Below are 24,650 nucleotides of genomic sequence, written 5' to 3'. Positions count from 1 at the left end.
CCGTGCCTATACCCTGGACGCCCGATGACCGCTCCTTCCCGATCCGCCCGCCCGGCCGCTGCCCGGGCCCTGCAGGAATTCGATCTGACGCAGGTGGCGTCCCACCTGCTGCGCCGCGCCCACTTCCGCGCCGAAGCCCTGTTCGCGCAGGCGTTTCCGGACGAGGACCTGACGCCGCGCCAGAAGGCCTTGCTGGTCACCGTCTATCAGAACCCGGGCGCCACGCAGAACCGCATCGCCGAGTTGATCGCGCTGGACCGCAATTCATTCGCCGAAATGATCGCGCGCATGTCGAAGAAGGGATACGTGCGCCGCACGCGGTCGGCGGAGGACGCGCGCGCCTATGCGCTGGAGATCACAGAGGAGGGCCTGGCGTTGCTGGCCCGCGTCCTGCTGCGCGACGCCGAGGTGGAAGCGCGGGTGCTGGAGCCCATCCCGGCCGAACTGCGGCCGCTATTCCTGCAGTGCCTTCGGCTGATGGCGGGCCTGGAGACGCCGCAGGACTAGGGGGGCTGTTCCGTAGATCCGATTCGTGTCGGCGTATCGATGGACGGCGCAGCAGGCCGGAGCCGCCAGCGCGTCAGGCGTCGGAACCGGGCGCCGGATTCGCGGGGGCGGGGGCCTGCGGCTCGGCCACGCGCGGCCTTTCCGCCTTGCCGAAGCGTAGCGCGAACTGCCGCGTGAACACCGCCCCGAAGAAGAAGATCTGCGCGGAGTAGTAAATCCACAGCAGGAGCGCGATCAGCGACCCGGCCGCGCCGTACGCCGATACGGCCGCGCCCCGGCTCAGGTACACGCCGATGCCCCATTTGCCCAGCAGGAACAGCGCCGCGGTCACGATGGCGCCAGGGATGACGTCCGGCCAGGAGATCCTCGCGCTGGGCAGCAGCTTGTAGATCACGGCGAACAGGGCGGCCACGATCGAAAAGGAAAACAGGTTGGAGATCCACTCGGCCACCAGCGCGAATGTCGAGCTGGTCCATAGATCGCCATAGATGCCGCGCGCGGCGGCGAGCCCCGCGTTCACGGTCAGTGAAATCAGCAGGAACAGCGCCAGCACCAGCACCAGCCCGAAAGACAGCATGCGGCTGTGCACCATGCCATGCAGGCCGCTCTTCTGCTTGGCGGACACCTCCCAGAGATCGTCAAGGCTGGCCTTCAGCTCCGCGAAGGCGGTGGTGGCGCTGAAGATCAGCACGAAAATGGAGATCAGCGCGGCGATCCAGCCGCCGCCCGATTCGTGGGCGCTGGCCAGCACGGTCTGGATAACTTCCGCGCCGCGCTCGCCGATCAGGTCGCGCAGCTGAGAGACCAATTCCGAGCGCACCGCGTCTTCGCCAAAGAACGCGCCGGCCACGGCGATCACCAGCAGCAGCATCGGCGCCAGCGAAAACACCATGTAAAGCGCCAGCGCGGCTCCCTTGCTGGAGGCGCGATGGCTGGACCACTGTCTGGCGGAGTCCATCAGCAACCCGCCGATCTCGGAAGGTCGCAGCATACGCAGCAAGGTCTTGGGCAATCGCATGGGGCTGGGCTCCGTCTGGGGAGCCTTCATTGTAGGGACGCATGCCGGCGGGAGAAACCGCAGATTGTTGGCAAACGTGTGCTTGCCCGGGGAATGGCGCGCGCCTGAAACAACAGGCAAAGAAAAACCCCCGGGGCGAAGGACCGGGGGTTTTTCGGATACTGCGTTCCCCGGCCGGAGCCGGGGAGGCCTTGCAAGGAAAGCGGGACTTAGAAGTCCATGCCGCCCATGCCGCCCATGCCGCCGGGCATTGCCGGAGCAGCGGGCTTGTCTTCGGCCAGTTCCACAACGGCGGCTTCAGCCGTCAGCAGCAGGCTGGCGACGGAGGCAGCGTTCTGCAGGGCAGTGCGGGTCACCTTGGTGGGATCCAGCACGCCTTGCTCGACCAGGTCGGTGTACTCGCCGGTCGCGGCGTTGTAGCCGTAGTTGCCCTTGCCGCCCAGCACGTTGCTGACCACGACGCTGGCTTCTTCGCCGGCGTTCGTGACGATGGTGCGCAGGGGCTCTTCCACAGCGCGCAGGATCAGCTTGATGCCGGCGTTCTGGTCAGGCGTGTCGCCCTTCAGGTCAGCGATGGCTTGCTTGGCGCGCAGCAGTGCAACGCCGCCGCCAGCCACAACGCCTTCTTCCACTGCGGCGCGGGTAGCGTGCAGGGCGTCTTCGACGCGAGCCTTCTTTTCCTTCATTTCGACTTCGGTGGCAGCGCCAACGCGAATCACGGCAACGCCGCCGGCCAGCTTGGCCACGCGTTCTTGCAGCTTTTCACGGTCGTAGTCGGACGTGGCTTCTTCGATCTGGATGCGAACTTGCTTGACGCGAGCTTCGATCGACTTGCTGTCGCCAGCGCCGTCGATGATCGTGGTGTTTTCCTTGCCCACTTCGATGCGCTTGGCTTGGCCCAGTTCAGCCAGGCCGGCCTTTTCCAGCGACATGCCGGTTTCTTCGGAGATCACCGTGCCGCCCGTCAGGATGGCGATGTCTTCCAGCATGGCCTTGCGGCGGTCGCCGAAGCCAGGAGCCTTGACGGCGGTGGTCTTCAGGATGCCACGGATGTTGTTCACAACCAGGGTGGCCAGCGCTTCGCCTTCGACGTCTTCCGCGATGATCAGCAGGGGACGGCTCGACTTGGCGACTTGTTCCAGCACGGGCAGCAGGTCACGGATGTTGCTGATCTTCTTGTCGAAAATCAGGACAAACGGATCTTCCAGCACGGCAACTTGCTTTTCCGGGCTGTTGATGAAGTAGGGCGACAGGTAGCCGCGGTCGAATTGCATGCCTTCGACGACGTCCAGCTCGTTTTCCAGCGACTTGCCGTCTTCGACGGTGATGACGCCTTCCTTGCCGACCTTGTCCATCGCGTCAGCGATGATCTGGCCGATGGAGGAATCGCTGTTGGCCGAGATCGAACCGACTTGGGCGATTTCCTTGCTGGTCGTGACCGGCTTGGATTGCTTCTTCAGTTCAGCCACGGCGGCGGCGACAGCCTTGTCGATGCCGCGCTTCAGGTCGATCGGGTTGAAACCGGCGGCAACGTACTTCAGGCCTTCCTGAACGATGGCCTGGGCCAGCACGGTGGCGGTCGTGGTGCCGTCGCCGGCGTTGTCGGAGGTCTTGGACGCGACGTCCTTGACGAGTTGGGCGCCGATGTTTTCGAACTTGTCCTTCAGTTCGATTTCCTTGGCGACGGACACGCCGTCCTTGGTCACCGTCGGGGCGCCGAACGAGCGCTCCAGCACGACGTTGCGACCCTTGGGGCCCAGGGTGGTCTTGACAGCGTTGGCGAGGACATTCACGCCACGGACGATGCGCACGCGGGCGTCATCACCGAACAATACTTGCTTGGCAGCCATTTCTTAGCTTCCTTCGAAAATTCGTTTGAGGCGGGGTTTACTGGACCACGGCGAGGATTTCGTCCTCGCGGATGACGAGCAGCTCTTCGCCATCAACCTTCACGGACTGGCCGGCGTACTTGCCGAACAGAACCTTGTCGCCAGCCTTCAGGTCGACCGGCAGGATCTTGCCGTCTTCGGTCTTCTTGCCGGGGCCGACGGCCACGACTTCACCCTGGTCGGGCTTTTCAGCGGCGCTGTCGGGGATGACGATGCCCGAGGCAGTCTTGCGCTCGTTTTCGAGGCGTTTGACGATCACGCGATCGCCCAGGGGACGCAAGGCCATGAGGAACTCCTGTTAACTAAAAGAAAGTGAATGGTCGGTTAGCCACGGGAGGGCTGTTAGCACTCACCGGTGTCGAGTGCTAATTATAGGGATGATGTTCCGGGGTTCAAGGGGGGGGGAGGGTGCTGTTACATATTTGGGCGACTGCTCTACTGTTGTCGAATTTCATTGAGTCTGAAATTTGTGTCACCCAGTTTGGAACTTTCGGCACCGCCTCGGATGAGCGCAAACCACAGTAGGAGAACCGTTGATGTTTATGTCCCCAAATAAAAACCTGTATTAACTAACTCAAAATGTTGATAAATAAGTACTTATTTGGGAAATTGGCCTGCTGGGGATAGAGTTCAAACTCCCAAACCTGCACTTTACGCGCCCTGCTCTATGAGACCTTTGGATCGAAGCTTCGTCGGATGCGAGTTGCGCGAGGCCTGACCACAAAGCGGCTAGCCGATCGATGAGTGCAGGCGTTTATGGTTGAACCAGGCGACCCACTCCAGGATGGCCAGCTCGACGGATTCCCGGCCTTTCAGGGCGCGCGACGGTGGATCAGTTCGGCTTTGTACAGACCGTTGATCGTCTCGTCCAAGGCGTTGTCGTAGCTGTCCACGGCTGCCGACCGAGGGTTCGATGCCGGCCTCGGCCAGCCGTTCGCTATAGCGGATGCTCACGTATTGCGATCCCCTATCGGAGTGGTGGGTCAGAGAACCTTCATTGCCGGGCTGGCGGGCGTATAGCGCCTGCTCCAACGCATCGAGCACGAAGTCTGTCGTCATGGACTTGCTCATGCGCCAGCCGACGATGCGCCGGGCGTAGACATCGATGACGAAGGCCACGTACAGCCAGGCCCGCCAGGTCGAGACGTAGGTGAAGTCCGAGACCCAAAGCTGGTTTGGCCGATCCGCCCGGAACTGCCGGTTGACGCGATCCAGCGGCCGCACGGCCGCATCGTCGGGGAAGGTAGTGCGCAGCCGCGCGGCGTGGCGCCGATAGGCTGACGAGGCAACCTGCAACACCTTGCAGATCGGCTCGACTCCGTAGACCTCCGGCAATCGCTTTGCCCTCCCTTCGCATCGAGCGCCGTTACACTGCAGTTGCCTGCTGCACATCACATTCGTCAAACAGCGGATCATGGAGGTGCGCTCGCATACTTGGCGTCTTTAAAGCCAGAGGCAAGGATTGGCAGAGCAGTTCGTCAGCGAGGATGTATCCGATAGCTTTCTTCGATGCGTCAGAAGTTGAGTCCGTGGGGGCTGTGAGGTGAGCAACAAGGCCGTTAGGCTGGCCTGGCAATCAAGATGCATGGGAAGTGCCGATGCGGCTTTGCACAGCCGCGAAGCGTTATTTCTCCTGCCTGCGCGGATAGGATCCGAGCACGCGGTAGTCGGGATGATCTTTCAGAAGCGAAGCCAAAGGCTCTTGCCTGGCGTGACCGGCCACTTCGACGATATACCGGTGCGTATCCAGGGTTTTCTTGCTTGGGCGTTCGTAGACAGTAAGAACCTGCACATCAGCCAGAACGAGACTGCGCAGCGAATCATTCAGGTTTTCGTCTGAGGTAGTTAGGACCAATGAGGTCTTGTCATGGCCACTTGGCGCGGGCATGTTCCGGCCCAGCACCCACCAGCGCGTCACGTTGTGCGGTCCCTCTTCAATCCCGTCAACCAGCGACTCCAATGAATACACGGAGGCGCCAACTCTGGGGCCGAAAGATGCCTTGTCGAAGGTGGTGCTTTCAGAAACCGTCTTTGCAGCGGCCCCGCCGCTTGAGGACTCGATGCGTCGAACATTCGGCATTTCACGGTCAAGCCAGGGTTTGACCTCCTCGAACGCAACAGGATGGGCAAGCACCTCTTGAACGTCGTTCAGCTTTGTGCCGGGACGCGCCAACAAGCTGTAACCCAACATCTTCGGATACTCAGAGACAACAACAGCATTCGGCAAATCAAGGACGGCATCTATGTACGGAGTGACGCCCACGACCGAAGTGGTCACGGGAACGCAGGCCTGGTCCAACTTGCCCGATGCGTAGCTCGCAAACAGTTCGTCTCGTGATAATGCGACAAGATCCTCAGGCCCAAAAAGGTCCAGGCATGCTTGATGAGTCCACGATCCAGCAGGCCCGAGGTATCCAATGGAACCAGCAACACTTGGGGTCATTGTCATTGTCATCATGGTCAGCAAGCCGGCTGCCGCCGACTGAAGTGTCATTTTCATGGTGTCGCCATCAAATTTTGTCAGCGAGCGCTGTCGCCCAACTTCGCGGAGTCGCACAGGCTGTATAAGAATACGAGCAAGTCTATGTGCATATAACGATTGAATCGGGCCAGACGTACCAGAGTCGCTGGCTGAAATCATGGTGTCGGCAGTTCAGCCTGCAAAAGACTCCCCGTGGATGATTCGGTCATCACGACGGAATGGCCGCCAGGTGTAACGGCGATGTTTGTGACCGTCTGGCCGCCAGGACTGCGCAGGAAGTGGGTGACGTTGCCGCGGGCGTCCAGCAGGAAGGCGCCGCCCAGGCTTGCGTGCGCGACCAGCAGGCCGCCTTGTGGCGTCAGCGCCAGTCCGTCCGGGCCGCTGCTGCCGAAGAAAGTCTGGAACGCACCCATCTTGCTGACGGATCCGTCATGCAGTAGCGGTGCGCGCCAAACCTGGTTCGCGCGCGTCACCGCTACATAGAGAATGCCGGCCTGGTCATCAATGGCGATGCCATTGGGGCTGGGCACGTTGCCAAGCAACAGATCGAGCCGGCCGCTGGCGCAATCGTAGCGGTAGACCCGGCCGCTGGGGTCGTGCAGGCCCGTCTGCCCCTGGTCGGTGAAGTACAGGCGGCCCGCGCCGTCGAACACCAGGTCGTTGACGCCTTTGAACGACTCGCTGTTGCGATGGTCCAGCACGGACTCGACCCGGCCGCTCTCGGGCTCGCAGCGCAGGATGCCGTGGCGATAGTCGGCGATCCAGAGACTGCCGTCGGAGTGCCGCGCCAGGCCATTTGGCCAGCCCCCCGTTTGTGCGATGACATGCCAATCGCCGCTGCCATCCAGGCACAGGATGCGGCCGTGCGGGATGTCGGTCACATAGAGCCAGCCCCGTGCGTCGAACACCGGGCCTTCCAAAAAACTGTCGATGACATGTCCTGGCTTGTTGGCCTTGGCCCAGGCGCTGGCGCGCGGCAGGCGCAGCGCTTCCGGCAAGCACGACAGCACGCGGGCCTCGATAACGGCTGGGGGCGTGAAGCTCATGTTCCACATGGCATCACTCGGGCTTTATGTCGACGCGCTTGCCGACGTCGGCCCAGAGCGTGACTTGTTGGTTGACATACTCGCCGAACTGCGCAGCCGACATGTCGCGATGCCGCGCGCCCTGCGCGATCATCTGTTTGCGCATGGCGGGGGCGTTCATGACCTGGCCGACCAGCCGGTTCATTTCCTGCACAATGGCATCAGGCGTGCCTTTGGGCGCCGCCAGCCCGAACCAGTTCAGCACCTGATAAGAGGGCAGGCCGGCCTGCGCGAAGGTGGGTACATGCGGCAAGGCTTCCAGGCGATCTGCTCCGCTGACGGCAAGCGCGTGTACGCGGCCTCCCAGTACTGGCGGAATGGCAGTTGGCGCTGCCGTTATCAGCACATCGATCTGCCCGGCCATGACGTCGGCCAATGCGGCGCCTGCGCCCCGATAGGGGATGTGGGTGAGTGTGACCTTCGCTTCGTTCTTGAACACCTCAGCGGCCAGGTGCGTGGAACTGGCCTGGCCGCCGGATCCGAAATTGAGCTTGCCTGGATGCGCCTTCGCGTAACGGATGAGGTCATCCAAGGTCTTGAACGGTGACGTCTCGGGCACGATGAGCACCAACGGCGTTTCGATGATCTCGACAACGTGTACAAGGTCCTTCCGGTGATCCCAGGGGAGTTTCGCGAACAGCAAGGGAAGCATGGTGTAGGTGGTGTCGGTCACCAGGAATGTGCTGCCGTCGGCGGGCGAGCGCACTACGTCCTGGGTGCCGATCGTGCCCGATGCGCCCGTCTTGTTATCGACAATGAATGTCTTTCCGGTCAGTTCAGACAGTCGTTGCGCCACCTGGCGCCCCGCGTAGTCGGTAGTTCCGCCGGGTGAATAGGGCACCACCAGCCTGACCGGCTTCGTCGGCCAGTCGGCCGCCGTGGCGCATACGGGCGCCACGGTGCTGGCCGCCAGGGCCAGGTGGGCGAGCAGTTGGAGGGCGCGGCCGCCGCGCCGGGTCTGCATTGCGTGCATGAATAGGTCTCCGTCGTCGTTGTCGTTGTTCTGGCAGCGGCTCAGGTGGCCGTCTGGATGCCGGCCTCGCGTATCAGGCGCGCCCATTTCTGTTGTTCCTCCTGGATATAGCGCACCGCTGCATCGGGCGCGCCGCCCAGGGTCGTGCTGCCTTCGGCCGTGAACATCGAGACGGTGGCCGGGTCCGCCAGCACTTTGACCATCGCCGCGTTGATGCTTTCAATGACGGCGGGGGGCGTGCCCGCCGGCGCGACAACCGCCTTCCAGTCCACCGCGGCAAAGCCGTCATAGCCGGACTCAGCCACCGTCGGCACATCGGGCAGGATCGGCAGGCGTGCCGGCGCGGTGACGGCCAGCGGCCGCAGCAGTTTCCCCTTGAGCATTTCCTGGGCGGCCTGAGGCGTGGCGAACATGTAGTCGGTGTTGCCGCCGAGCAGATCGTTCAGGGCGGGCGCGGCACCGCGATACGGCACATTGAGAACCTTGAAACCGGCCTGGTAGGCAAGCAGCTCGCCCGCCAGATGGCCCACGGTGCCCGAGCCGGCCAGCGCCTGTTTGAGATCGCCGGGCGCCGCCTTGGCGTCGTGTACCAGGTCGGCCAGCGTCTTCCATCGCGCATCTGCCTTGACGACCAGCATGACCGGCAGCGAGGCCACCAGGACCACGGGTGCGAAATCCTTGGCGGGGTCGAAGGGCACGTTCGGCATCAGCGCGGGGTTGATGGCCAGGTTGGCGGTCTGTCCGAGAGCGAGCGTCAGGCCGTCCGGCTTGGACTTGGCGACCAGATCCAGGCCGATATTGCCGCTGGCGCCGGGGCGGTTCTCGACCACGACCGACCAGCCGGCCACCGAGGTGGTCTTGGCGGCGATGGCGCGCGCCACCGTGTCGGTGCCGCCGCCGGGGGTATAGGGAACGATCAGTCGAACCGGGCGGCCATGGGGGTAGGCGTTGGCGGCGCGCAGGGGCAGGGCGGCCGCGCACAGCGCGGCCCCGACGAAAGCGCGGCGGGTGAGGGTGAACATGGGTCAGTCTCCTTGGGCTATGTGTTGGGCCTTCAGGGCCTCTATCTCTTGTTCGCTGTAGCCGACGCCCCGCAGGAGCGCGTCGGTGTGTTGGCCGGCAGCGGGAGGCTGCAGCCGGATGCCGGGTTGTTCGCCATCGAGCGTGAAGGGCGCCAGCGGCACCTTGGAGGTGCGCCCGTCGCCCAGCGCGATCGGCGCCAGGCCGCCGGTGCAGGCCAGATGGGGATCGTCGAACAGTTCCTCCGGCTTCGTGATCGGGGCATAGGGCAGGCCCTCGCGTTCGAACACCTCCGCCAGCGCGGCAGCGCTGTATTCGGCCATGCGGCTGCGCAGGATCGGCATGAGCCAGTCGCGCGCCTGCACGCGGTCATTGTTCGATTGCAGGCGGGGGTCGCCGTGCAGGTCCGCCAGGCCGAGCGCGTCGCAATAGATCGTCCATTGCTTGTCGCTCACGACGGCCAGGAAGATCTGCTCCCCGTTCTGTACCGTGAAGACGTCGTACACCGCCCAGGCGGAAATGCGGCTGGGCATGGGGGCCGGCGGGCGGCCCGTCATCGCGTACTGCATCATGTGCTGGCCGACCAGGAAGACGTTGTTCTCGAAGAGCGATGCCTGCACCTCGCCGCCTGCGCCCGTGCTTTCGCGCCGGGCCAGCGCGGCCATCGCGCCGATGGCGCCGAACATGCCGCCCATGATGTCGTTGACGCTGGAGCCGGCGCGCAGGGGATCGCCAACGCGCCCCGTCATGTATGCGAGGCCGCCCATCATCTGCACCACTTCGTCCAGGGCGGTGCGCTGTTCGTAGGGGCCGGGCAGGAAGCCCTTGTGGCTGACATAGATGAGGCGGGGATGGTCCTGCCGCAGCGCGGCGTAGTCCAGGCCCAGCTTGGCCATGACGCCGGGCTTGAAGTTTTCGCTGACGACGTCCGCCGAGGCCACCAGGCGCCGGGCCGCTTCGCGGCCCTCGGCGCGCTTGAGGTCAAGGACAATGCTCTTTTTGTTGCGATTGAACATGGGGAAGAAGCCTGCGCCGGAGCCCAGCAGCCGTCGCGTGCTATCGCCGCCGGGGGGTTCCACCTTGATGACTTCGGCACCCAGGTCGCCCAAGATCATGCCGCAGGTCGGACCCATCACCATGTGGGTGAATTCGATGACGCGCACGCCCTCATAGGGCAGGCGAGTCGGAGTTTTGCTGTTCATGGTTGTCCTGTTTCAGTCCGCCGCCCCGAAACCCTTGGGCAGACCGGCGTCCGGCGTCATGCCGTAGAGCGGTTCGCCGGGCAGGCCAGCCGCCAGCGGCGCACGCGCGGCAAACAGGGCGGCCAGGTCGATACCTGTGTCGATGTCCATGGCCTCGAACATGAAAACGAGATCCTCGGTGACCACGTTGCCCGAAGCGCCGGGTGCATAGGGGCACCCGCCAAGCCCGCCCAGCGAACTGTCGAAGGTGCGCACGCCTTCGTCATAAGCCGCCAGGCAATTGGCCAATCCCAGTCCGCGCGTGTTGTGCAGATGGGCCGCGCCGGCGTGTCCGCCCAATTCCTGGCGCAGGCGGCGAAATCGCCGGCGCACCTGGGCTGGATTGGCAAAACCCACGGTATCGGACAGGCCGGATTCATCGGCGCCCGCCGCGATGCACTGGACCGCCAGGCGGATCACGTCGTCCTCGGAAACCGCTCCCTGGAGCGTGCAGCCGAAGGCAGTGGAAATGCCGGCCTCGAGCTTCACGTTTGGCGCGATCTCGTCGCGTAGCCGCGCGATGGCGCGGACTTCCTCGACCATCTCTTCAGGAGCCTTGCGCACGTTCGCCAGCGAATGGGCGCGGCTGGCGGACACGGGCATAGTCAGCTTGTGCACGCCCGCGTTCAATGCCGCCTGCGCGCCCCGCAGGTTGGGCACCAGGGCTATGACAGTCAGGCCGGGATGCGTGAGGGCATGGCGGACGACGTCAGCGGCGTCGGCCATCTGCGGCAACAATCTCGGCGGCACGAACGAGGCCACTTCGATTTCCCGGACGCCGGCGGCCACCAGCGCGTCGATCCAGCGGCACTTCGCCTCGGTCGGCATGGTGGCCTTGACCGACTGTAGGCCGTCGCGCGGACCCACTTCACTGATGAGGACGAAAGGGCGTTGTGACATCGGTGTCTCTCTCCATGTCTTGTGTTCTATAAGATAGAATATGATTCTATAAGTTGAAATGATGCGGCAGGCGCAATGCGCTTGTCAAGCGCCGCCTACAATGCAACGTTCTAATAGATGGAATGCAGGAGCCACCATGCCGCGTAAAGCCGCGACGGAATCATTAGCCGACCGCGATGCCGCCGAGGGCGGCGTGGCCGCGGTGGATCGGGCGTTGAGCCTCATGTCGGTTTTTGGCGAAGGGGATGCCTCGCTTTCGCTGGTCGAACTGGCCGAACGCACGCAGTTGTACAAAAGCACGGTGCTGCGGCTGCTGGCATCGCTGGCGCATGCCGGCTGGGTGCAGCGGCTCGAAGATGGCCGCTTCGCGCTGGGCCCAGAGATTGCGCGCCTGCACGGGCTATACGCCGCGTCCTTTTCTCTGGAGCGCATCGTGATGCCAGTGCTGAATGACTTGGTTGCGGCAACTGGCGAAAGCGCTGCCTATCACGTGCGCCAGGGCGATGCGCGGCTATGCCTGTACCGCGTGGATTCTCCGCACCCGGTGCGCGATCACATCCGCGCTGGCGACCTGCTGCCGCTGGACCGGGGCACGGGGGGGCGGGTGCTGACCGCGTTCGATCCGGTGCTGGGTGTCGCGCCGGGGAGGGATCAGGCTTTGTATGCGCGCATCCGCGCGGATGGCTATATCGTGGCCGTGGGCGACCGCTTGGCGGAAGTGGCTGGCATTTCCGCACCAGTATTCCTGGCGGAAGGGGGTGTTGCCGCTGCGGTGACCCTAACCGCGCCAGTGCATCGGCATCGCCACGCGCACCTTGATGCGGTCTTGCTGGCGGCAAGACGGCTGAGCGGAAAAGTGGGGTGATGCGGGGCAAGTGCCGTGCCCTGGGAATAGGGCCTGCCTTGTACGCATTACTCGCCCGTTGCGGGCAGATCGAAAACAAGCTGACGTGCGATGGATAGGGTCTCCCGAGCCAGGCGCGTCAGGGGCCGGCTCTTGTGCAAGGCGAGCATTCTTCGGTTCCTTATTCCGGGCGGGCCTATCGGCGCCGACTTCACTCTCTGTGGGTACCCGGCGAGGGCCTGCATCTCGACGATTCCCGGAAGCGGTTTGGCGTCCGGAGGTGCGACGAGCACTGGCCGCGTTCGAAAACTCTGATGAACGGCTGACGGAAACAGAATTGGAGAAACTCCACGTCGAGTCGGATATCCGCCATAATCAATTCACCCTGGCCTCGAGTGACGGCAGGAGTTCAGTTTTCGTTCCCACATAAACCGGTAGCGGGTGGGCCGTAGCGGACTCAGTGCGGAATGTCTCAATGATGACACCGGAAAAGCCAGACGACGACTTGGTTCGGACCCGCAGCCACAGACCACGCGAACTGCCCCAGGGCTTTCGGGCTGGATTGATTACGGCCATCACGGTATTGCTGGGCTTTTCGCTGGGTTTCCTGCGCTACTGGGGCTTCGATGCGCCGGGCAATTGGAGCGTGCTGTCCGTGCTGCCGGGCGTGTTCTTGTTGCTCGCCATCCTGCTGCAGATAATTGCGCTTTACCGCGCCTTGCGTTTGGAGGATGACGCCGAGGATGAATACCGGAAAACCGTGCGATGGTTCATCGCGTCGGCGACGCTGCTGTTGCTGGGTCTGACAGCGGCGTTGTGGGAGGTGGCGTGATAAGAGACCCGCTCGGGTGTCGTGCGCCGGGACGAGACCCGGGCAGAGCGGGTCTTGGACACAAGCTGCCGCAAGGCGGCCGTGCGGCAGGGGATGGCGCCGCCGACATCTGGCGTGTGGGCTTGGCACCGGGTGCGGTGCTACGATTTCCGCTCGTGTGTCAACTTCCGGCGCTGGGGGCAAACCGTAGCGATAAGTGTCCCGGCGGCGTTCCTTCAGGGAGCATTCCATGGCCGCAACCGTCGCAGATTATCTTGTTAAAGTGCTTGCCGAAGTAGGGGTTCGCCGCATCTGGGGCGTGACGGGCGACAGTCTCAATGGACTGAATGACAGCCTTCGAAGGATGGACCAGATCGAGTGGATGCACACCCGCCACGAAGAGACCGCGGCTTTCGCCGCCGGGGCCGAGGCCGCGATTACGGGCACGCTGGCGGTGTGCGCCGGTAGTTGCGGTCCCGGCAATCTGCACCTGATCAACGGCCTGTTCGACTGCCAACGCAGCCGCGTCCCGGTGCTGGCCATCGCCGCCCACATTCCGTCGTCTGAAATCGGGCTGGGGTACTTCCAGGAAACCCATCCCCAGGACTTGTTCAAGGAATGCTCGGAATTTGTCGAACTCGTCTCCAATCCCGCGCAACTCCCTGGGGTGCTGGCCCGCGCCATCAACACGGCGATCGGCAAACAGGGGGTGGCGGTCCTGGTGATACCCGGCGACGTGGCGCTCGCTGCCGCGCCTTCGGACGTGCCGGCCTCGTGGCCTTTGCCTCCCACGCGTCCGCACATCCGCCCGGACGCAACGGCGGTGCAGGAACTGGTCCAACTGTTGAACGGGGCAGGGAAGGTGTCGATACTGGCCGGCAGCGGCTGCGCAGGCAGCCACGACGCGGTCGTCGCGCTGGCCCAGCGCCTCAAGGCACCCGTCATCCATGCGCTGCGCGGCAAAGAGCACGTCGAGTGGAACAACCCCTACGATGTCGGCATGACAGGCTTCATCGGCTTTTCGTCCGGCTACCATGCGATGGAAAACGCCGACCTCCTGCTGATGCTGGGCACAGACTTTCCCTATCGCCCGTTCTATCCCAAACACGCAAAGATCGTGCAGGTCGATCGCGATCCAAGCGCTCTCGGCCGGCGTGCACCGCTGACGTTGGGCATTGCCGCGGACGTGGACGAGACCATCGCCGCGCTGCTGGAGCAGCTTGACGAGCGCCAAGACAGCGCCTTCCTCGACGCCGCGCTGCGGCATTACCGGGATTCCCGCAAAGAACTCGACAACCTTGCCGCACCGGCGCCCGCTGGCCGCTCCCTGCATCCCCAGTATCTCGCCCGCCGCATCAACGAACTGGCCGATGACGACGCCATCTTCGCAGTGGACGTCGGGTCGCCAACCGTGTGGGCGGCCCGATACCTCACCATGAATGGCAAGCGCCGATTGCTGGGGTCCTTCAACCACGGCTCGATGGCCAACGCGATGCTCCAGGCTCTTGGCGCGCAGGCAGCGGCGCCTGGCCGGCAGGTAATTTCCATGTCCGGCGACGGCGGATTCACGATGATGATGGGAGACTTCCTGTCCCTGTCCCAGTTGCAGCTTCCGGTAAAGATCGTCGTCTTCAACAACGGCTCTCTCGGCTTTGTTTCCATGGAAATGAAAGCCGCGGGGTTTCTGGATACGGGCACCGACCTGTCAAATCCCGATTTCGCCGCCATGGCCGAAGCGGTCGGCGTACGAGGCATGCGAGTCGAATCATCCGAATTCCTTGATGCCGCGCTGCAGGAGGCGCTTGCTCATCCCGGCCCGGTGCTGGTCGACGTGCTGACGTCGGCGCAAGAGCTGATCGTCCCCCCCAAGATCAAGCTCGAACAGGCCAAGGGGTTTGGCTTGTACATGCTGAAGGCCATCATGAACGGCAGAGGCGACGAGGTGATTGAATTGGCCAGGACGAATCTGGGGCGGTGAGGGGCGCGCGCCAGGGAGGCGCTTTTGGCGAGGTGCGTCAGGGCAGGTCAGCCGAACGGGAAGGACTGCTCGGAACTGACCGTTCTCGATCGAGGCTGTGTGAAAGCCCTTGGACGCTGCTACGGTTGTGTAGATAGAGTTTTGGTATCTCGAATATAGGAACGGGAGGCTCGCATTGGAGTCATCCCGTTTTTTGTTCGGACTAAAACCGTCTCGATAAGCCGCGCTTGTCGCCGGCAAATTAGGGTTATCCGGGATTCTTTATGCTTAAACTTTTGTGAAGAATGAGCGGCTGATGGAGGGCCGGCGCCGCGATGAGGCACCAAGGCGGTTCTCCGTGGTGCGGCACGTGACGCACCGTGCGCGGGATCGCGGGGTGCCCCCCCCCCACAAGGAGAATCGCATGTTGCTGCGTAGACGTTGTCTGGCCATGATGTTGCTGGCGCTGACGGGCTGGGCGACGGGCAGCCATGCGCAAACGCCGTCTCAGGCCTGGCCCGTCAAGCCCGTGCGCCTGGTCGTGGGGCTGGCGCCCGGCGGGCTGGTCGACGTGCTGGCGCGGACAGTGCAGCCGCACTTGGCCGAGGCCTTGAAGCAGACCGTTATCGTGGAGAATCGGGGCGGCGCGGGCGGCAACGTGGCGGGAGCCGAGGTCGTTCGCAACGGGGGAGACAACCATACCTTCCTGCTCAATCCATCGACGACCGAATCGGTCAACCCCCTGATGTTCACCAGCATGCCGTTCGATCCGCAGCGGGACCTGCGGCCGGTTGCCTTGCTGGCCAACAGCCAGTTGTTCCTGTTTGTCCGGTCCTCGCTTGGCGTCAATACGCTCGAAGAGTTCGTGGAATATGCGCGCAAGCGGCCCGATCCTCTCAATTACGGTTCGGCCGGCAACGGCACGACGCCGCATCTGGCCGGCGAGCTGCTCAAGCAGGCTACTGGCATGCAGGCCACCCATGCGCCGTATCGCGGCGTCGCGCCGGCGATCCAAGACCTGGCGGCGGGCCAGATCGACTTCGCGTTTGGACCCGCCACGGTCTTTCCCATGGTGCAGGCGGGCAAGCTGAAGGTACTGGCGGTGGCGAGCCGGCAACGCGCTGCGGTGGCGCCCGACATACGAACCTTTTCCGAGGCCGGCATCGACGGTGTTTTCGCGGACAGCCTGTTCGGTGTGTATGCCGCCGCGGGCACTCGCGATGATGTCGTCGATCACATGAACGCCGAAATCAACAAGGTGCTTGCGCGGCCCGAGATCCAGGCGCGCTTTCTGGATGCGGGGGCCGAGGCGCTGCCGCTGCGCGTTTCCGACTATGCCGCGCGCGTGCAGGACGAAAAGAAACTGTTCGCCCCGTTGATGAAGTCGTTGGGGCTAAAGGAACAGTAGCAGGCCGGTAGCATCTGTTCTGAATAACCGCCTCCACTCGTGCCCGGGGTACGAGTGGATGAATGTCTTTCCAAGGGCAGGGATCAGCAGCGGCCGACGTTCAGGTCGGAGATCAGGTTGTTGAAATTCTGACGCAGATCATTGGCGTCGTCTTCGATCGTGGGGCGCATCATCTTGAACGCGCCGGTGCGCGCGGCGTCTTCCTTGTAGCGGCCATTATTGGTGTGCTCCAGGATCTTGCGGCCGGAGGCCAGGAAGCCGTTGACGTTCATCATCATGCCGCTGCAGCCCTTGGGGTCGGCTTCGCGCGTCTTTTTGTCAAAGCCCAGCGCCATCTCATTCATCTTGTCCAACTGCTGCTTGAACGCGTCCTGGTCGGCGCCCAGGCCCTTGCCGTCGAACACGCCCGACGCCTTGTCCATCGTGGCCTTGCCGTAATAGACCATGCCGGCGCGGTAGTAGGCGACCGTGTCCTTCTTGGCCTTCTCGAAGGCTTCCTTGGTGTTGGCCGTGTCCTTGATGGAAATGCCGCGATAGAAGCCGTCTTCCGCCTTCACGACTTCGGTCAGCGCTGCCACGTAGGCCGGGCTTTTCTCGCGGGCCAATGCGCCGTTGTCCGACAGGAAGGTCTTGGCGGCCGAATAGTTCTGCAGTTCGTTGCTCAGCGGGGCCAGCTTGCCCAGCGCATCCGAGAATGCCTTGGCCGGTGCGTCGATTTCGGCGATGGGCGCCGTCATGGCCAGCGCGCGGTCGAGCTTCTCTTTGGTGCGCAGGATGGTCGTGTCATTGCTGATGACGAAATCCTTGAGCGGTTTGCCGCTTTTGAGCGCCGGGACGGCATAGGTCTCGTAGCGGTCCAGTGCCTGCGCGAACGTCGTGGAGATGTTGTTTGCGGTATCCACGTACAGGTTGTACTTGGTGATTTCGGCCTGAGCGGTTGTCGCTTCGGGCGCCTTCGCTTCCTTTTTGGCGCTATCGTCGCCGCACGCGGCGAGCGCCAGCGTGACGAGCAGAACTGCGGACATGCGCAAGGGGCGCGGCATATACATCTTTGTTTCCTGTTGCGGGTTGTTATGAAGGGGACGCATGATATGCCCTCCATTTGCTTAACACGCTACAAAGTCATTCAGCCCTGTCACAAGAGTTTTCAGGCCAGCTTTTAACGCCCGGCCGGCGCTTGCGACCGGGGGTTCTCGATGCGCCGGCGCCCCGGACTTGCCTGTATCATCCGCTGCAAGACATCCGTCCCCAGACCGCCGTTGTCCGACGCGCGGCCGGACTGCCAGTGACCCGGATAGCCGCCATGCCCGACCCGCTTCGTCTGCAGGCTTTGATTCAGGAGTGCGCACGCGGGCAGGAGTCCGCGCTGGCGGAACTCTATCGTCAGACTTCCCCGCATCTGTTTGCGCTTGCCGTACGTATATTGCGGCGAAGCGACTGGGCGGAGGAAGTCCTCCAGGACAGCTTCATCAATGTCTGGCGCAACGCCGCCCGCTATTCCTCGGAGCAGAGCCAAGTCATGACCTGGATGACGCGCATCGTGCGAAACCGCTGCATCGACCAGCTGCGTCGGCCGGACCTGGAGCGTCCGGACGCCGACGGCGCGCTGACGCTGGCCTGGGCCGATGACGCGCCCGGCCCGTTCGAGCGGTTGCAACGCGACCAGGACGGCCAGCGCCTGGCCGACTGCCTGAAACAGCTCGAGGGGCAGCAACGCACTGCCATCGCGCTGTCCTTTTTCGACGACCTCAGCCACAGCGAGATCGCCCGCCGCCTGCAAGCGCCGCTGGGCACGATCAAGAGCTGGGTGCGGCGCGGCATGGACCGGCTCAAGAGGTGTCTGTCATGAATTACAGCAATCCCCAACTGCGCGAGCGGCTTGCGGCGGACTACGTGGCCGGCGCCATGCGCGGCGGCGCGCGCCGCCGCTTCGAGGGCTTGATGGCGGCCGACGCCAACCTGCGCCGCCAGGTGCGCGACTGGGAAAACGACATCTATCCGCTGTTGTGGTCGCTGCCGACCCGGGTGCCGCCGCGCCGTGTCTGGCGCGCCATCGAATCGCGCCTCAAGCCCGGTGGCGGCCGCGGCTGGCAGGGCCTGACATTCTGGCGCGTGCTCAGCGGCGCGCTGGCGGCCATGCTGGTGGCAGGGGTGGTGGTCTACCCGATGCAGGTTGACCGCGCCGCGCGCACACAACTGATGGCGGTGCTGCAAAGCCCCGAGGCGCAGGCCATGCTGGTGGTGCGCGCCGACGAGCGCGGCGGCCTGCACGTCCATGCTTTGCAGGATCTGGCGTCGCGCGCCGGCGGCAAGGCCCTGGAGCTGTGGGTGATACCGCCGGGGCAGGCGCCGAAATCGGTCGGGGTGGTGGCGCCCGAAGGCTTGACGGCGCTGCCGCGCGCCCAGGGGCTGGAGGGGGTGCAGACCCTGGCGATTACGCTCGAACCGCCGGGCGGGTCGCCGACGGGCAAGCCCACCGGACCGGTCATCATGAAGGGCGACGTGCTCAAGATCTGATCTGCATCCAAAGCAGGCCGGGCCGCGTATAGAGGGGTGTTCCGTTGCGGAGTGCCCCATGTCTTCCTGGATCGCTGCCGGCCCGCGTGGGCTGCTTGCCATCATGGCCGTGGCCGCGCTGGCCCTGGGCCTGCTGGCCGCCTGTTCGCCGTTGACGCTGCTCAATGGCGCGGTGCCCGCCGACGCCAGCGGCGTCACGGTGGGCATGGCTTACGGCACATTGCCGCGTCAGCGTCTGGACATCTACCGGCCACCGGACGCAACGCGCGCGCCGGTGGTGGTTTTTTTCTACGGCGGTAGCTGGCGAACGGGCGAACGCGCCGATTACCGGTTCGTGGGCGACGCGCTGGCGGCGCGGGGCATGGTGGCCGTTGTCGCCGACTACCGGCTCTATCCCGAGGCCGGCTTTCCGGACTTCCTGCGCGACGCCGCCATGGCGGTCGCGTGGACCCAGCGCCATATCGGCGCCTATGGTGGCGATCCGGCGCGCGTCTTCGTCGCTGGCCACAGTGCGGGCGGTTATATCGCGGCCATGCTGGCGCTGGACGCGCGCTGGCTGGATGGCGCCGGCTCCAGCCCGGCGACGCTGGCCGGGTGGATCGGACTGGCCGGCCCCTATGACTTCCTGCCTATCGTGGCGCGCGACGTGCGGCCGGTGTTCGGCTATCCGGACACGCCGGCCGACTCCCAACCCATCCACCACGTCACCAGCCACGCGCCACCCGGTCTGCTGCTGACAGGCATTGCCGACACCGCGGTGGATCCGCGTCGAAACAGCGTCAGCCTGGCGAACGCCTTGCAGGCGGCGGGCGCGTGCGCGCGGCTGGTGCAGTACCCCGACCTCGGCCACAAGCTGCTGGTGGGGGCGCTGTCGCGGCCGCTGCGCTGGCACGCGCCCGTACTTGACGACATCAGCGCGTTCGTGGCCCGACCCTGTTCATCCCCCGAGGTGAATGATGACGCGTTCGGATAGGGGTTTTCACCTACGCATCCGATGCGACGCCGCGCCCGTATATCTCCTCACGTTTCACACAGGACACGATGATGCGCTCCATGCTTACCGGTTGGACCGCTTCGATACGGCGCTGGGTCGATACGCGGGCGCAGGATGCGCCGGGCGGTGACCCCGATCGCATCGACTGGACCCGCGCCTTGCCTTTTGCCTTGTTGCACGCCGGCTGCCTGGGTGTGCTATGGACCGGCGTGTCGCCGGTTGCGCTGGCGCTGGCGGGCGCGCTGTACGCGGTGCGCATGTTCGCCCTGACCGGCTTCTACCATCGCTACTTCTCGCATCGGACTTTCCGCACCTCGCGCGGCATGCAGTTGGTGTTCGCCGTGCTGGGGGCATCGTGCGCGCAGCGCGGACCGCTGTGGTGGGCGGCCCATCATCGCCATCACCATCGCCATGCCGACGATGAGCATGACCTGCATTCGCCGCGCCGCCATGGCTTCTGGTGGAGCCACATGGGATGGTTCCTGACGCGCCGTGCCTTCGCCACCGACATGGCGCGTGTGCCGGACCTTCGCGGCTACCCGGAACTGCGCTGGCTCGACCGCTTCGACGCGGCGGTGCCGCTGGCGCTGGCGCTGGGCTGCTACGCCCTGGGCGCGCTGCTGGCACGCGTGGCGCCCGGCCTGGGCACGGACGGGCCGCAGATGCTGGTGTGGGGCTTCTTCATCTCCACGGTGGCCCTGTTCCACGCCACCGTCACCATCAACTCGTTGGCGCACCGCTGCGGCAAGCGGCGCTATGACACCGCCGACGACAGCCGCAACAACGCCTGGCTCGCGCTCTTGACGTTCGGAGAGGGCTGGCACAACAACCATCACTTTTATCCGGGGTCTGCGCGGCAGGGGTTTCGCACCCACGAGATCGACATCACCTGGTACGGCCTGCGCCTGCTGGCCGCCTCCGGCCTCATCTGGGACCTCAAGGCCGTGCCGGCCTGGGCGCTGGCCGCCGCCAAGGAGTGAACATGCGCATCGCCATCATCGGTTCGGGCATCGCGGGGCTGGTATGCGCCTGGAAGTTGCGCCGCGACCACGACGTCACGCTGTACGAGGCCAACGACTACCTGGGCGGACACACGCATACGCACGCGGTTGAACAGGACGGCCGGCGCTATGCGGTGGACAGCGGGTTCATCGTTCACAACCCGCTCAATTACCCGCATTTCACGGCGTTGCTGGCCGAACTGGGCGTGGCGTCGAAGCCCACCACCATGAGCTTTTCGGTCCACAAGCAGGTGGACGATCTGGCCTATAACGCCACGTCGCTGGACACGCTGTTCTGCCAGCGGCGCAACCTGCTGTCGCCGCGCTTCCTGGGCATGGTGCGCGACCTGATGCGCTTTTACCGGGAGTCGCCCGCGCTGCTGCGCTCGCCAGAGCCCGGCCCCACGCTGGGCGAATACCTGGCGCAACACCGTTACGGCGAGGCCTTTCGCACCGATCACCTGATTCCGATGGCCTCGGCGCTGTGGTCGTCGCCGGCCTCGCGCATCCTGGAATTCCCGGCGCGCTACCTTGTGCGGTTCATGGCCAACCACCAGATGCTGCGCATCAGCGGCAGGCCGCAGTGGTGCGTGGTGCAAGGCGGATCGCGCCGTTATATCGACGCCATGCGCCAGCGCTGGACGGTGCGTGAACGGCTGAACTGCGCCGTGCGCGCCGTCAGGCGCCAACCGGGCGGCGTGCAGGTGATCACGCGCGATGGCCAGGAACATCACGACGAAGTGATCTTCGCCTGCCACAGCGACCAGGCGCTGGCGCTGCTGGCCGACCCGACGCCGCAGGAACGCGAGGTCCTGGGGGCCATCACCTACCAGGACAACGACGTCGTATTGCACACCGACACCCGCCTGTTGCCGCGCCAGCGCAAGGCCTGGGCCGCCTGGAATGCTTACGTGCCGGCCGACCCGCAGGCACCTTGTTCGGTCAGTTATTGCATGAACCTGCTGCAGGGCATCACGTCGCCGCGGCCGTTTATCGTCACGCTGAACCGCAGCGACGCCATCGATCCGGGCGAGGTGCTGGCGCGCATGCGTTACCACCATCCCGTGTACACCCACGAATCGGTGGCCGCGCAGGCGCGACGCGCAGAGATCTCGGGCCGGCGGCGCAGCTGGTACGCCGGCGCTTACTGGGGATGGGGCTTTCATGAAGACGGCGTGGCCAGCGCGCTGGACGTGGTGCGCGCGATCCAGGAGCAGCCGCGTGTCCGGGCGCGGGAGGCGGCATGAACCTGCAAAGCGCCGTCTACGAGGGACGGGTGACGCACCGGCGCCACCATCCGCACCCGCACGGCTTTGGCTACCGCATGGCGCAGCTCTACCTGGATCTGGATGAGATCGATCGCGTGTTCCAGGGCCGCTGGTTGTGGTCGGTGGAGCGGCCCAACCTGGCGCAGTGGCGCCGGGCCGATTATCTCGACGCCGACGTAGGCCTGCCGCTGGCGCAGGCGGTGCGGCAACGCCTGCGGGCGCATCTGGGAGACGTGCCGGCGGGGCCTATCCGCGTGCTGGCGCACCCTCGCTACGCCGGCTACGTCTTCAACCCGGTGAGCTTCTATTACTGCTTTGACGCCGACGGCCGTACGCTGGCGGCGATCGTGGCGGAGATCACCAATACGCCGTGGAAGCAGCGCCATTGCGTGGTGCTGCCCGCCGCCGCCGCCGAGCGCGAGGGCGGCGCGCTGGCCTGGCGCTTCGACAAGCGCTTTCACGTGTCGCCCTTCATGCCCATGGACTGCGCCTATGACTGGCGCTTTAGCCTGCCCGGCGACGACTTGCGTGTGCATATGCGGGTCAGCCGGGAGGGGGTGGCGCAGTTCGACGCGCGCCTGGACCTGCAACGCCGCGCCCTGGACGGCGCGGCGCTGGCGCGCCTGCTGTGGCGCTATCCGCTGATGACCCTGCAAGTCGTCGGCGCCATTCATTGGCAGGCGCTGCGCCTGTGGCTCAAGCGCAATCCCGTCTATGACCATCCCCGCACGCCCAACGGAGAACCGCGATGAAACCCATGACGTCCCCGGAACACGCCGCGATCGCGGCCAGCCGCCGCGCCGGTCCGCTCGACCGCCTGTTGCGCCAGCGGCTGTTTGCCAGCCTGGCAACACTGGACCACGGCCGGCTGCTGATCGAGGACGGCCTGGGCAGCGCCACGCTGGGCCGCGGCGAGCCGCTAGTGCGGCTGGCCGTCTGCGATCCGGGGTTCTACCGGCTGGTGGCGGCGCAAGGCAGCGTCGGCGCGGGCGAGGCCTACGGCGACGGCCTGTGGCGCTGCGACGACCTGGTCGGGCTGGTGCGCCTGCTGGTGCGCAACCGCGACACGCTGGATGCCATGGAGTCGGGACTGGCGCGGCTGGCAGGGTGGGCGCTGCGGCGCTGGCATGCCGGCAATCGCAACACCCGCGAAGGCAGCCGCCGCAACATCGCCGCCCACTACGACCTGGGCAACCCGTTCTTCGCGCTGTTCCTGTCCGATGACCTGATGTATTCGTCGGCGCTGTGGGCCGACGGCGACGACACGCTGGAGGCGGCGTCCCATCGCAAGCTGGAAGCGATCTGCCGCAAGCTGGCGCTGCGGCCCGCGGACCGCGTGGTGGAGATCGGCAGCGGCTGGGGCGGCTTTGCCATCCACGCCGCGCGCCATCATGGCTGCCATGTCACCACCGCCACGCTGTCGCGCGAGCAGCACGACCTGGCGGTCGAGCGGGTGCGCGCCGCCGGCCTGCAGGATCGCGTCAGCGTCGTGCTGCGGGACTATCGCGACCTGCAGGGGCAGTACGACAAGGTGGTGTCGGTGGAGATGATCGAAGCCGTCGGCGCGAACTTCCTGGAATCCTATTTCGCCAAGGTTGCCAGCCTGCTGGACCCGCGCGGCCGCGCGCTGATCCAGGCCATCACCATCGAGGACCATCGCTACGAACAGGCGCTGGCCTCGGTGGATTTCATCAAGCGGCACATCTTTCCGGGCAGCTTCATTCCGTCGATCGAGGCGATGCTGCGCGCCAAGACGCGCGCCTGCGACCTGGCGCTGGTGCATCTGGAGGACTTCGGGCTGTCGTACGCGCGCACGCTGCAAGTCTGGCGCGAGCGTTTCCTGGCGCGTCAGCCCGAGGTGCGGGCGCAGGGTTTCGATGCGCGCTTCTGCCGCCTGTGGGAGTTCTATCTGGCGTACTGCGAAGGCGGTTTTCGCGAGCGCTCCATCGGTGTCGCGCACCTGCTGCTGACGCATCCGCAGGCACGCGCCGAGGGCGCCCGCTGGGTGCGGGAGGACACATGATGCGCTTTTGGGCCAACCTGATCGGCTACCAGGTCGTGTGGTTCTGCGCCGTGATCGGCGCGGGCAGCGGCCTGGCCTGGCCGGGCGTGGCCGCCGCCGTCGTGTTCGTCGCGGCGCAACTGGCCGTGTCGGCGACGGTGCGTGCCGACCTGCGCCTGGCGGGCGCCGCAGTGCTGTGCGGCGTGGCGCTGGATGGCACGCTTTCCGCGCTGGGCTGGGTGCGCTATGCCGCCGACGCGTGGCCAGCGCCGCTCTGGATCCTGGCGGTGTGGGCCGCGTTTGCGTTGACGCTGAACCACTCGCTGGCTTACCTGCGTCCGCGGCCCTGGCTGGCTTGCGTGTTCGGCGCGGTGGGCGGACCGCTGGCCTATTGGGGCGCCGCGCGCGGCTGGCAACCCGTGCAATTCGAACCGCCGGCCTGGCGCGCCACCGCCGCGCTGGCTGCGGGCTGGGCGCTGGCGCTGCCGGCGCTGACCGCGGGCGCGCGCCGCTGGACCCGGGAGGCATCATGACGATCTGGCAACAATGGTCCTGCATCGCGGTCGCGATGGTCATCGCCATGGCGCTGGCGTGGCGCTGGCAGCGCGGCCACGGCAACGCCGGCATCGTCGACGTGGTGTGGGCGCTGGGCATGGGCGCGGGGGGCGGGGGGGTTGCCGCCACCGGCGGGGGCAGGCCGGGCGGCATGGGAGGCCAGGGGGGTGTGGGGGGG

At 65.2% G+C, this 24,650-nt stretch carries 24 protein-coding genes and 1 pseudogene; 14 read left to right on the top strand and 11 right to left on the bottom strand.

What is annotated here, in order from left to right; genetic code table 11:
* The first annotated feature begins 24 nt into the window (after window positions 1–24).
* On the top strand, window positions 25–507 hold the full coding sequence (locus ABE485_RS20530; protein ID WP_346517117.1) for a MarR family winged helix-turn-helix transcriptional regulator: 483 nt from the start codon (window positions 25–27) through the stop codon (window positions 505–507).
* Window positions 508–580: 73 nt separating this feature from the next.
* Here ABE485_RS20530 and ABE485_RS20525 read toward each other — a convergent pair whose 3' ends face one another.
* The 10 genes from ABE485_RS20525 to ABE485_RS20480 all read right to left on the bottom strand — a co-directional run bounded on the left by ABE485_RS20525 (window position 581) and on the right by ABE485_RS20480 (window position 11,115).
* Window positions 581–1,525, bottom strand: a complete 945-nt coding sequence (locus ABE485_RS20525; protein WP_346517116.1) for a YihY/virulence factor BrkB family protein — start codon at window positions 1,523–1,525, stop codon at window positions 581–583.
* Between the two features lie 209 nt (window positions 1,526–1,734).
* Window positions 1,735–3,375 (bottom strand): chaperonin GroEL, encoded by a 1,641-nt coding sequence (gene groL / locus ABE485_RS20520; protein WP_346517115.1) that lies wholly within the window; start codon window positions 3,373–3,375, stop codon window positions 1,735–1,737.
* A gap of 37 nt (window positions 3,376–3,412) precedes the next feature.
* Window positions 3,413–3,700: a co-chaperone GroES gene (groES, locus tag ABE485_RS20515; protein WP_006221616.1), complete on the bottom strand. Its 288-nt coding sequence runs from the start codon at window positions 3,698–3,700 to the stop codon at window positions 3,413–3,415.
* Window positions 3,701–4,143: 443 nt separating this feature from the next.
* Entirely contained in the window at window positions 4,144–4,749 is a 606-nt protein-coding gene (locus ABE485_RS20510) for an IS3 family transposase (RefSeq protein WP_346517114.1), read from the bottom strand.
* A 289-nt stretch (window positions 4,750–5,038) separates the two neighbouring features.
* Window positions 5,039–5,914: a prephenate dehydratase gene (locus tag ABE485_RS20505; RefSeq protein WP_346517113.1), complete on the bottom strand. Its 876-nt coding sequence runs from the start codon at window positions 5,912–5,914 to the stop codon at window positions 5,039–5,041.
* A 137-nt stretch (window positions 5,915–6,051) separates the two neighbouring features.
* Window positions 6,052–6,951: an SMP-30/gluconolactonase/LRE family protein gene (locus ABE485_RS20500; protein ID WP_346517112.1), complete on the bottom strand. Its 900-nt coding sequence runs from the start codon at window positions 6,949–6,951 to the stop codon at window positions 6,052–6,054.
* Between the two features lie 4 nt (window positions 6,952–6,955).
* Window positions 6,956–7,954, bottom strand: coding sequence for a Bug family tripartite tricarboxylate transporter substrate binding protein (locus tag ABE485_RS20495; RefSeq protein WP_346517111.1), 999 nt, complete (start codon window positions 7,952–7,954; stop codon window positions 6,956–6,958).
* A gap of 41 nt (window positions 7,955–7,995) precedes the next feature.
* A complete protein-coding gene (locus tag ABE485_RS20490) occupies window positions 7,996–8,976 on the bottom strand; it encodes a Bug family tripartite tricarboxylate transporter substrate binding protein (RefSeq protein ID WP_346517110.1) in 981 nt (326 codons plus the stop codon).
* A 3-nt stretch (window positions 8,977–8,979) separates the two neighbouring features.
* Window positions 8,980–10,176 (bottom strand): CaiB/BaiF CoA transferase family protein, encoded by a 1,197-nt coding sequence (locus ABE485_RS20485; protein WP_346517109.1) that lies wholly within the window; start codon window positions 10,174–10,176, stop codon window positions 8,980–8,982.
* A gap of 12 nt (window positions 10,177–10,188) precedes the next feature.
* Complete coding sequence (locus tag ABE485_RS20480) at window positions 10,189–11,115, bottom strand: hydroxymethylglutaryl-CoA lyase (protein WP_346517108.1); 927 nt, start codon at window positions 11,113–11,115, stop codon at window positions 10,189–10,191.
* A 136-nt stretch (window positions 11,116–11,251) separates the two neighbouring features.
* On the opposite strand from ABE485_RS20480, the gene ABE485_RS20475 reads away from it, so the two are divergent.
* The 4 genes from ABE485_RS20475 (at window position 11,252) to ABE485_RS20460 (ending at window position 16,135) form a co-directional block, all read left to right on the top strand.
* Complete coding sequence (locus tag ABE485_RS20475) at window positions 11,252–11,980, top strand: IclR family transcriptional regulator (RefSeq protein ID WP_346517107.1); 729 nt, start codon at window positions 11,252–11,254, stop codon at window positions 11,978–11,980.
* A 454-nt stretch (window positions 11,981–12,434) separates the two neighbouring features.
* Window positions 12,435–12,791, top strand: a complete 357-nt coding sequence (locus ABE485_RS20470; protein ID WP_346517106.1) for a hypothetical protein — start codon at window positions 12,435–12,437, stop codon at window positions 12,789–12,791.
* Between the two features lie 229 nt (window positions 12,792–13,020).
* Window positions 13,021–14,748: a ubiquinone-dependent pyruvate dehydrogenase gene (gene poxB / locus ABE485_RS20465; protein ID WP_346517105.1), complete on the top strand. Its 1,728-nt coding sequence runs from the start codon at window positions 13,021–13,023 to the stop codon at window positions 14,746–14,748.
* 403 nt (window positions 14,749–15,151) lie between these two features.
* Complete coding sequence (locus ABE485_RS20460; protein WP_346517104.1) at window positions 15,152–16,135, top strand: Bug family tripartite tricarboxylate transporter substrate binding protein; 984 nt, start codon at window positions 15,152–15,154, stop codon at window positions 16,133–16,135.
* A gap of 83 nt (window positions 16,136–16,218) precedes the next feature.
* Here the strand turns inward: ABE485_RS20460 and ABE485_RS20455 are convergent, their stop codons facing one another.
* Entirely contained in the window at window positions 16,219–17,184 is a 966-nt protein-coding gene (locus ABE485_RS20455) for a DUF3829 domain-containing protein (RefSeq protein ID WP_346517103.1), read from the bottom strand.
* Window positions 17,185–17,438: 254 nt separating this feature from the next.
* Here ABE485_RS20455 and ABE485_RS20450 point away from each other — a divergent pair, with 254 nt between their 5' ends.
* The 9 genes and pseudogenes from ABE485_RS20450 to ABE485_RS20410 form a co-directional block, all read left to right on the top strand.
* Window positions 17,439–17,984: an RNA polymerase sigma factor gene (locus ABE485_RS20450; protein WP_346517102.1), complete on the top strand. Its 546-nt coding sequence runs from the start codon at window positions 17,439–17,441 to the stop codon at window positions 17,982–17,984.
* Window positions 17,981–18,652: an anti-sigma factor gene (locus ABE485_RS20445; protein ID WP_346517101.1), complete on the top strand. Its 672-nt coding sequence runs from the start codon at window positions 17,981–17,983 to the stop codon at window positions 18,650–18,652. The genes ABE485_RS20450 and ABE485_RS20445 overlap by 4 nt, the downstream gene beginning before the upstream one ends.
* 58 nt (window positions 18,653–18,710) lie before the next feature.
* Window positions 18,711–19,625 (top strand): alpha/beta hydrolase, encoded by a 915-nt coding sequence (locus ABE485_RS20440; protein WP_346517100.1) that lies wholly within the window; start codon window positions 18,711–18,713, stop codon window positions 19,623–19,625.
* Between the two features lie 80 nt (window positions 19,626–19,705).
* Window positions 19,706–20,626, top strand: a complete 921-nt coding sequence (locus ABE485_RS20435) for an acyl-CoA desaturase (RefSeq protein ID WP_346517099.1) — start codon at window positions 19,706–19,708, stop codon at window positions 20,624–20,626.
* A gap of 2 nt (window positions 20,627–20,628) precedes the next feature.
* Window positions 20,629–21,894: an NAD(P)/FAD-dependent oxidoreductase gene (locus ABE485_RS20430; protein WP_346517098.1), complete on the top strand. Its 1,266-nt coding sequence runs from the start codon at window positions 20,629–20,631 to the stop codon at window positions 21,892–21,894.
* The gene (locus tag ABE485_RS20425; RefSeq protein ID WP_346517097.1) at window positions 21,891–22,667 is read left to right on the top strand and encodes a DUF1365 domain-containing protein; all 777 of its coding nucleotides are present in this window, start codon (window positions 21,891–21,893) and stop codon (window positions 22,665–22,667) included. Before ABE485_RS20430 ends, ABE485_RS20425 begins: the two co-directional genes overlap by 4 nt.
* The gene (locus tag ABE485_RS20420) at window positions 22,664–23,938 is read left to right on the top strand and encodes a cyclopropane-fatty-acyl-phospholipid synthase family protein (RefSeq protein ID WP_346517096.1); all 1,275 of its coding nucleotides are present in this window, start codon (window positions 22,664–22,666) and stop codon (window positions 23,936–23,938) included. Before ABE485_RS20425 ends, ABE485_RS20420 begins: the two co-directional genes overlap by 4 nt.
* On the top strand, window positions 23,935–24,450 hold the full coding sequence (locus tag ABE485_RS20415; RefSeq protein WP_346517095.1) for a DUF2878 domain-containing protein: 516 nt from the start codon (window positions 23,935–23,937) through the stop codon (window positions 24,448–24,450). The genes ABE485_RS20420 and ABE485_RS20415 overlap by 4 nt, the downstream gene beginning before the upstream one ends.
* Window positions 24,447–24,650: pseudogene (locus tag ABE485_RS20410) on the top strand (hypothetical protein); the annotation flags it as partial. The gene ABE485_RS20415 and the pseudogene ABE485_RS20410, both read left to right, overlap by 4 nt.

The organism is Achromobacter spanius (genome assembly GCF_039673305.1).
GTDB classification, from domain to species: Bacteria; Pseudomonadota; Gammaproteobacteria; order Burkholderiales; family Burkholderiaceae_B; genus Achromobacter; species Achromobacter spanius_F.
Note: the sequence above shows the minus strand (reverse complement) of the source record. Positions and strands in the feature narration are given on the sequence as shown.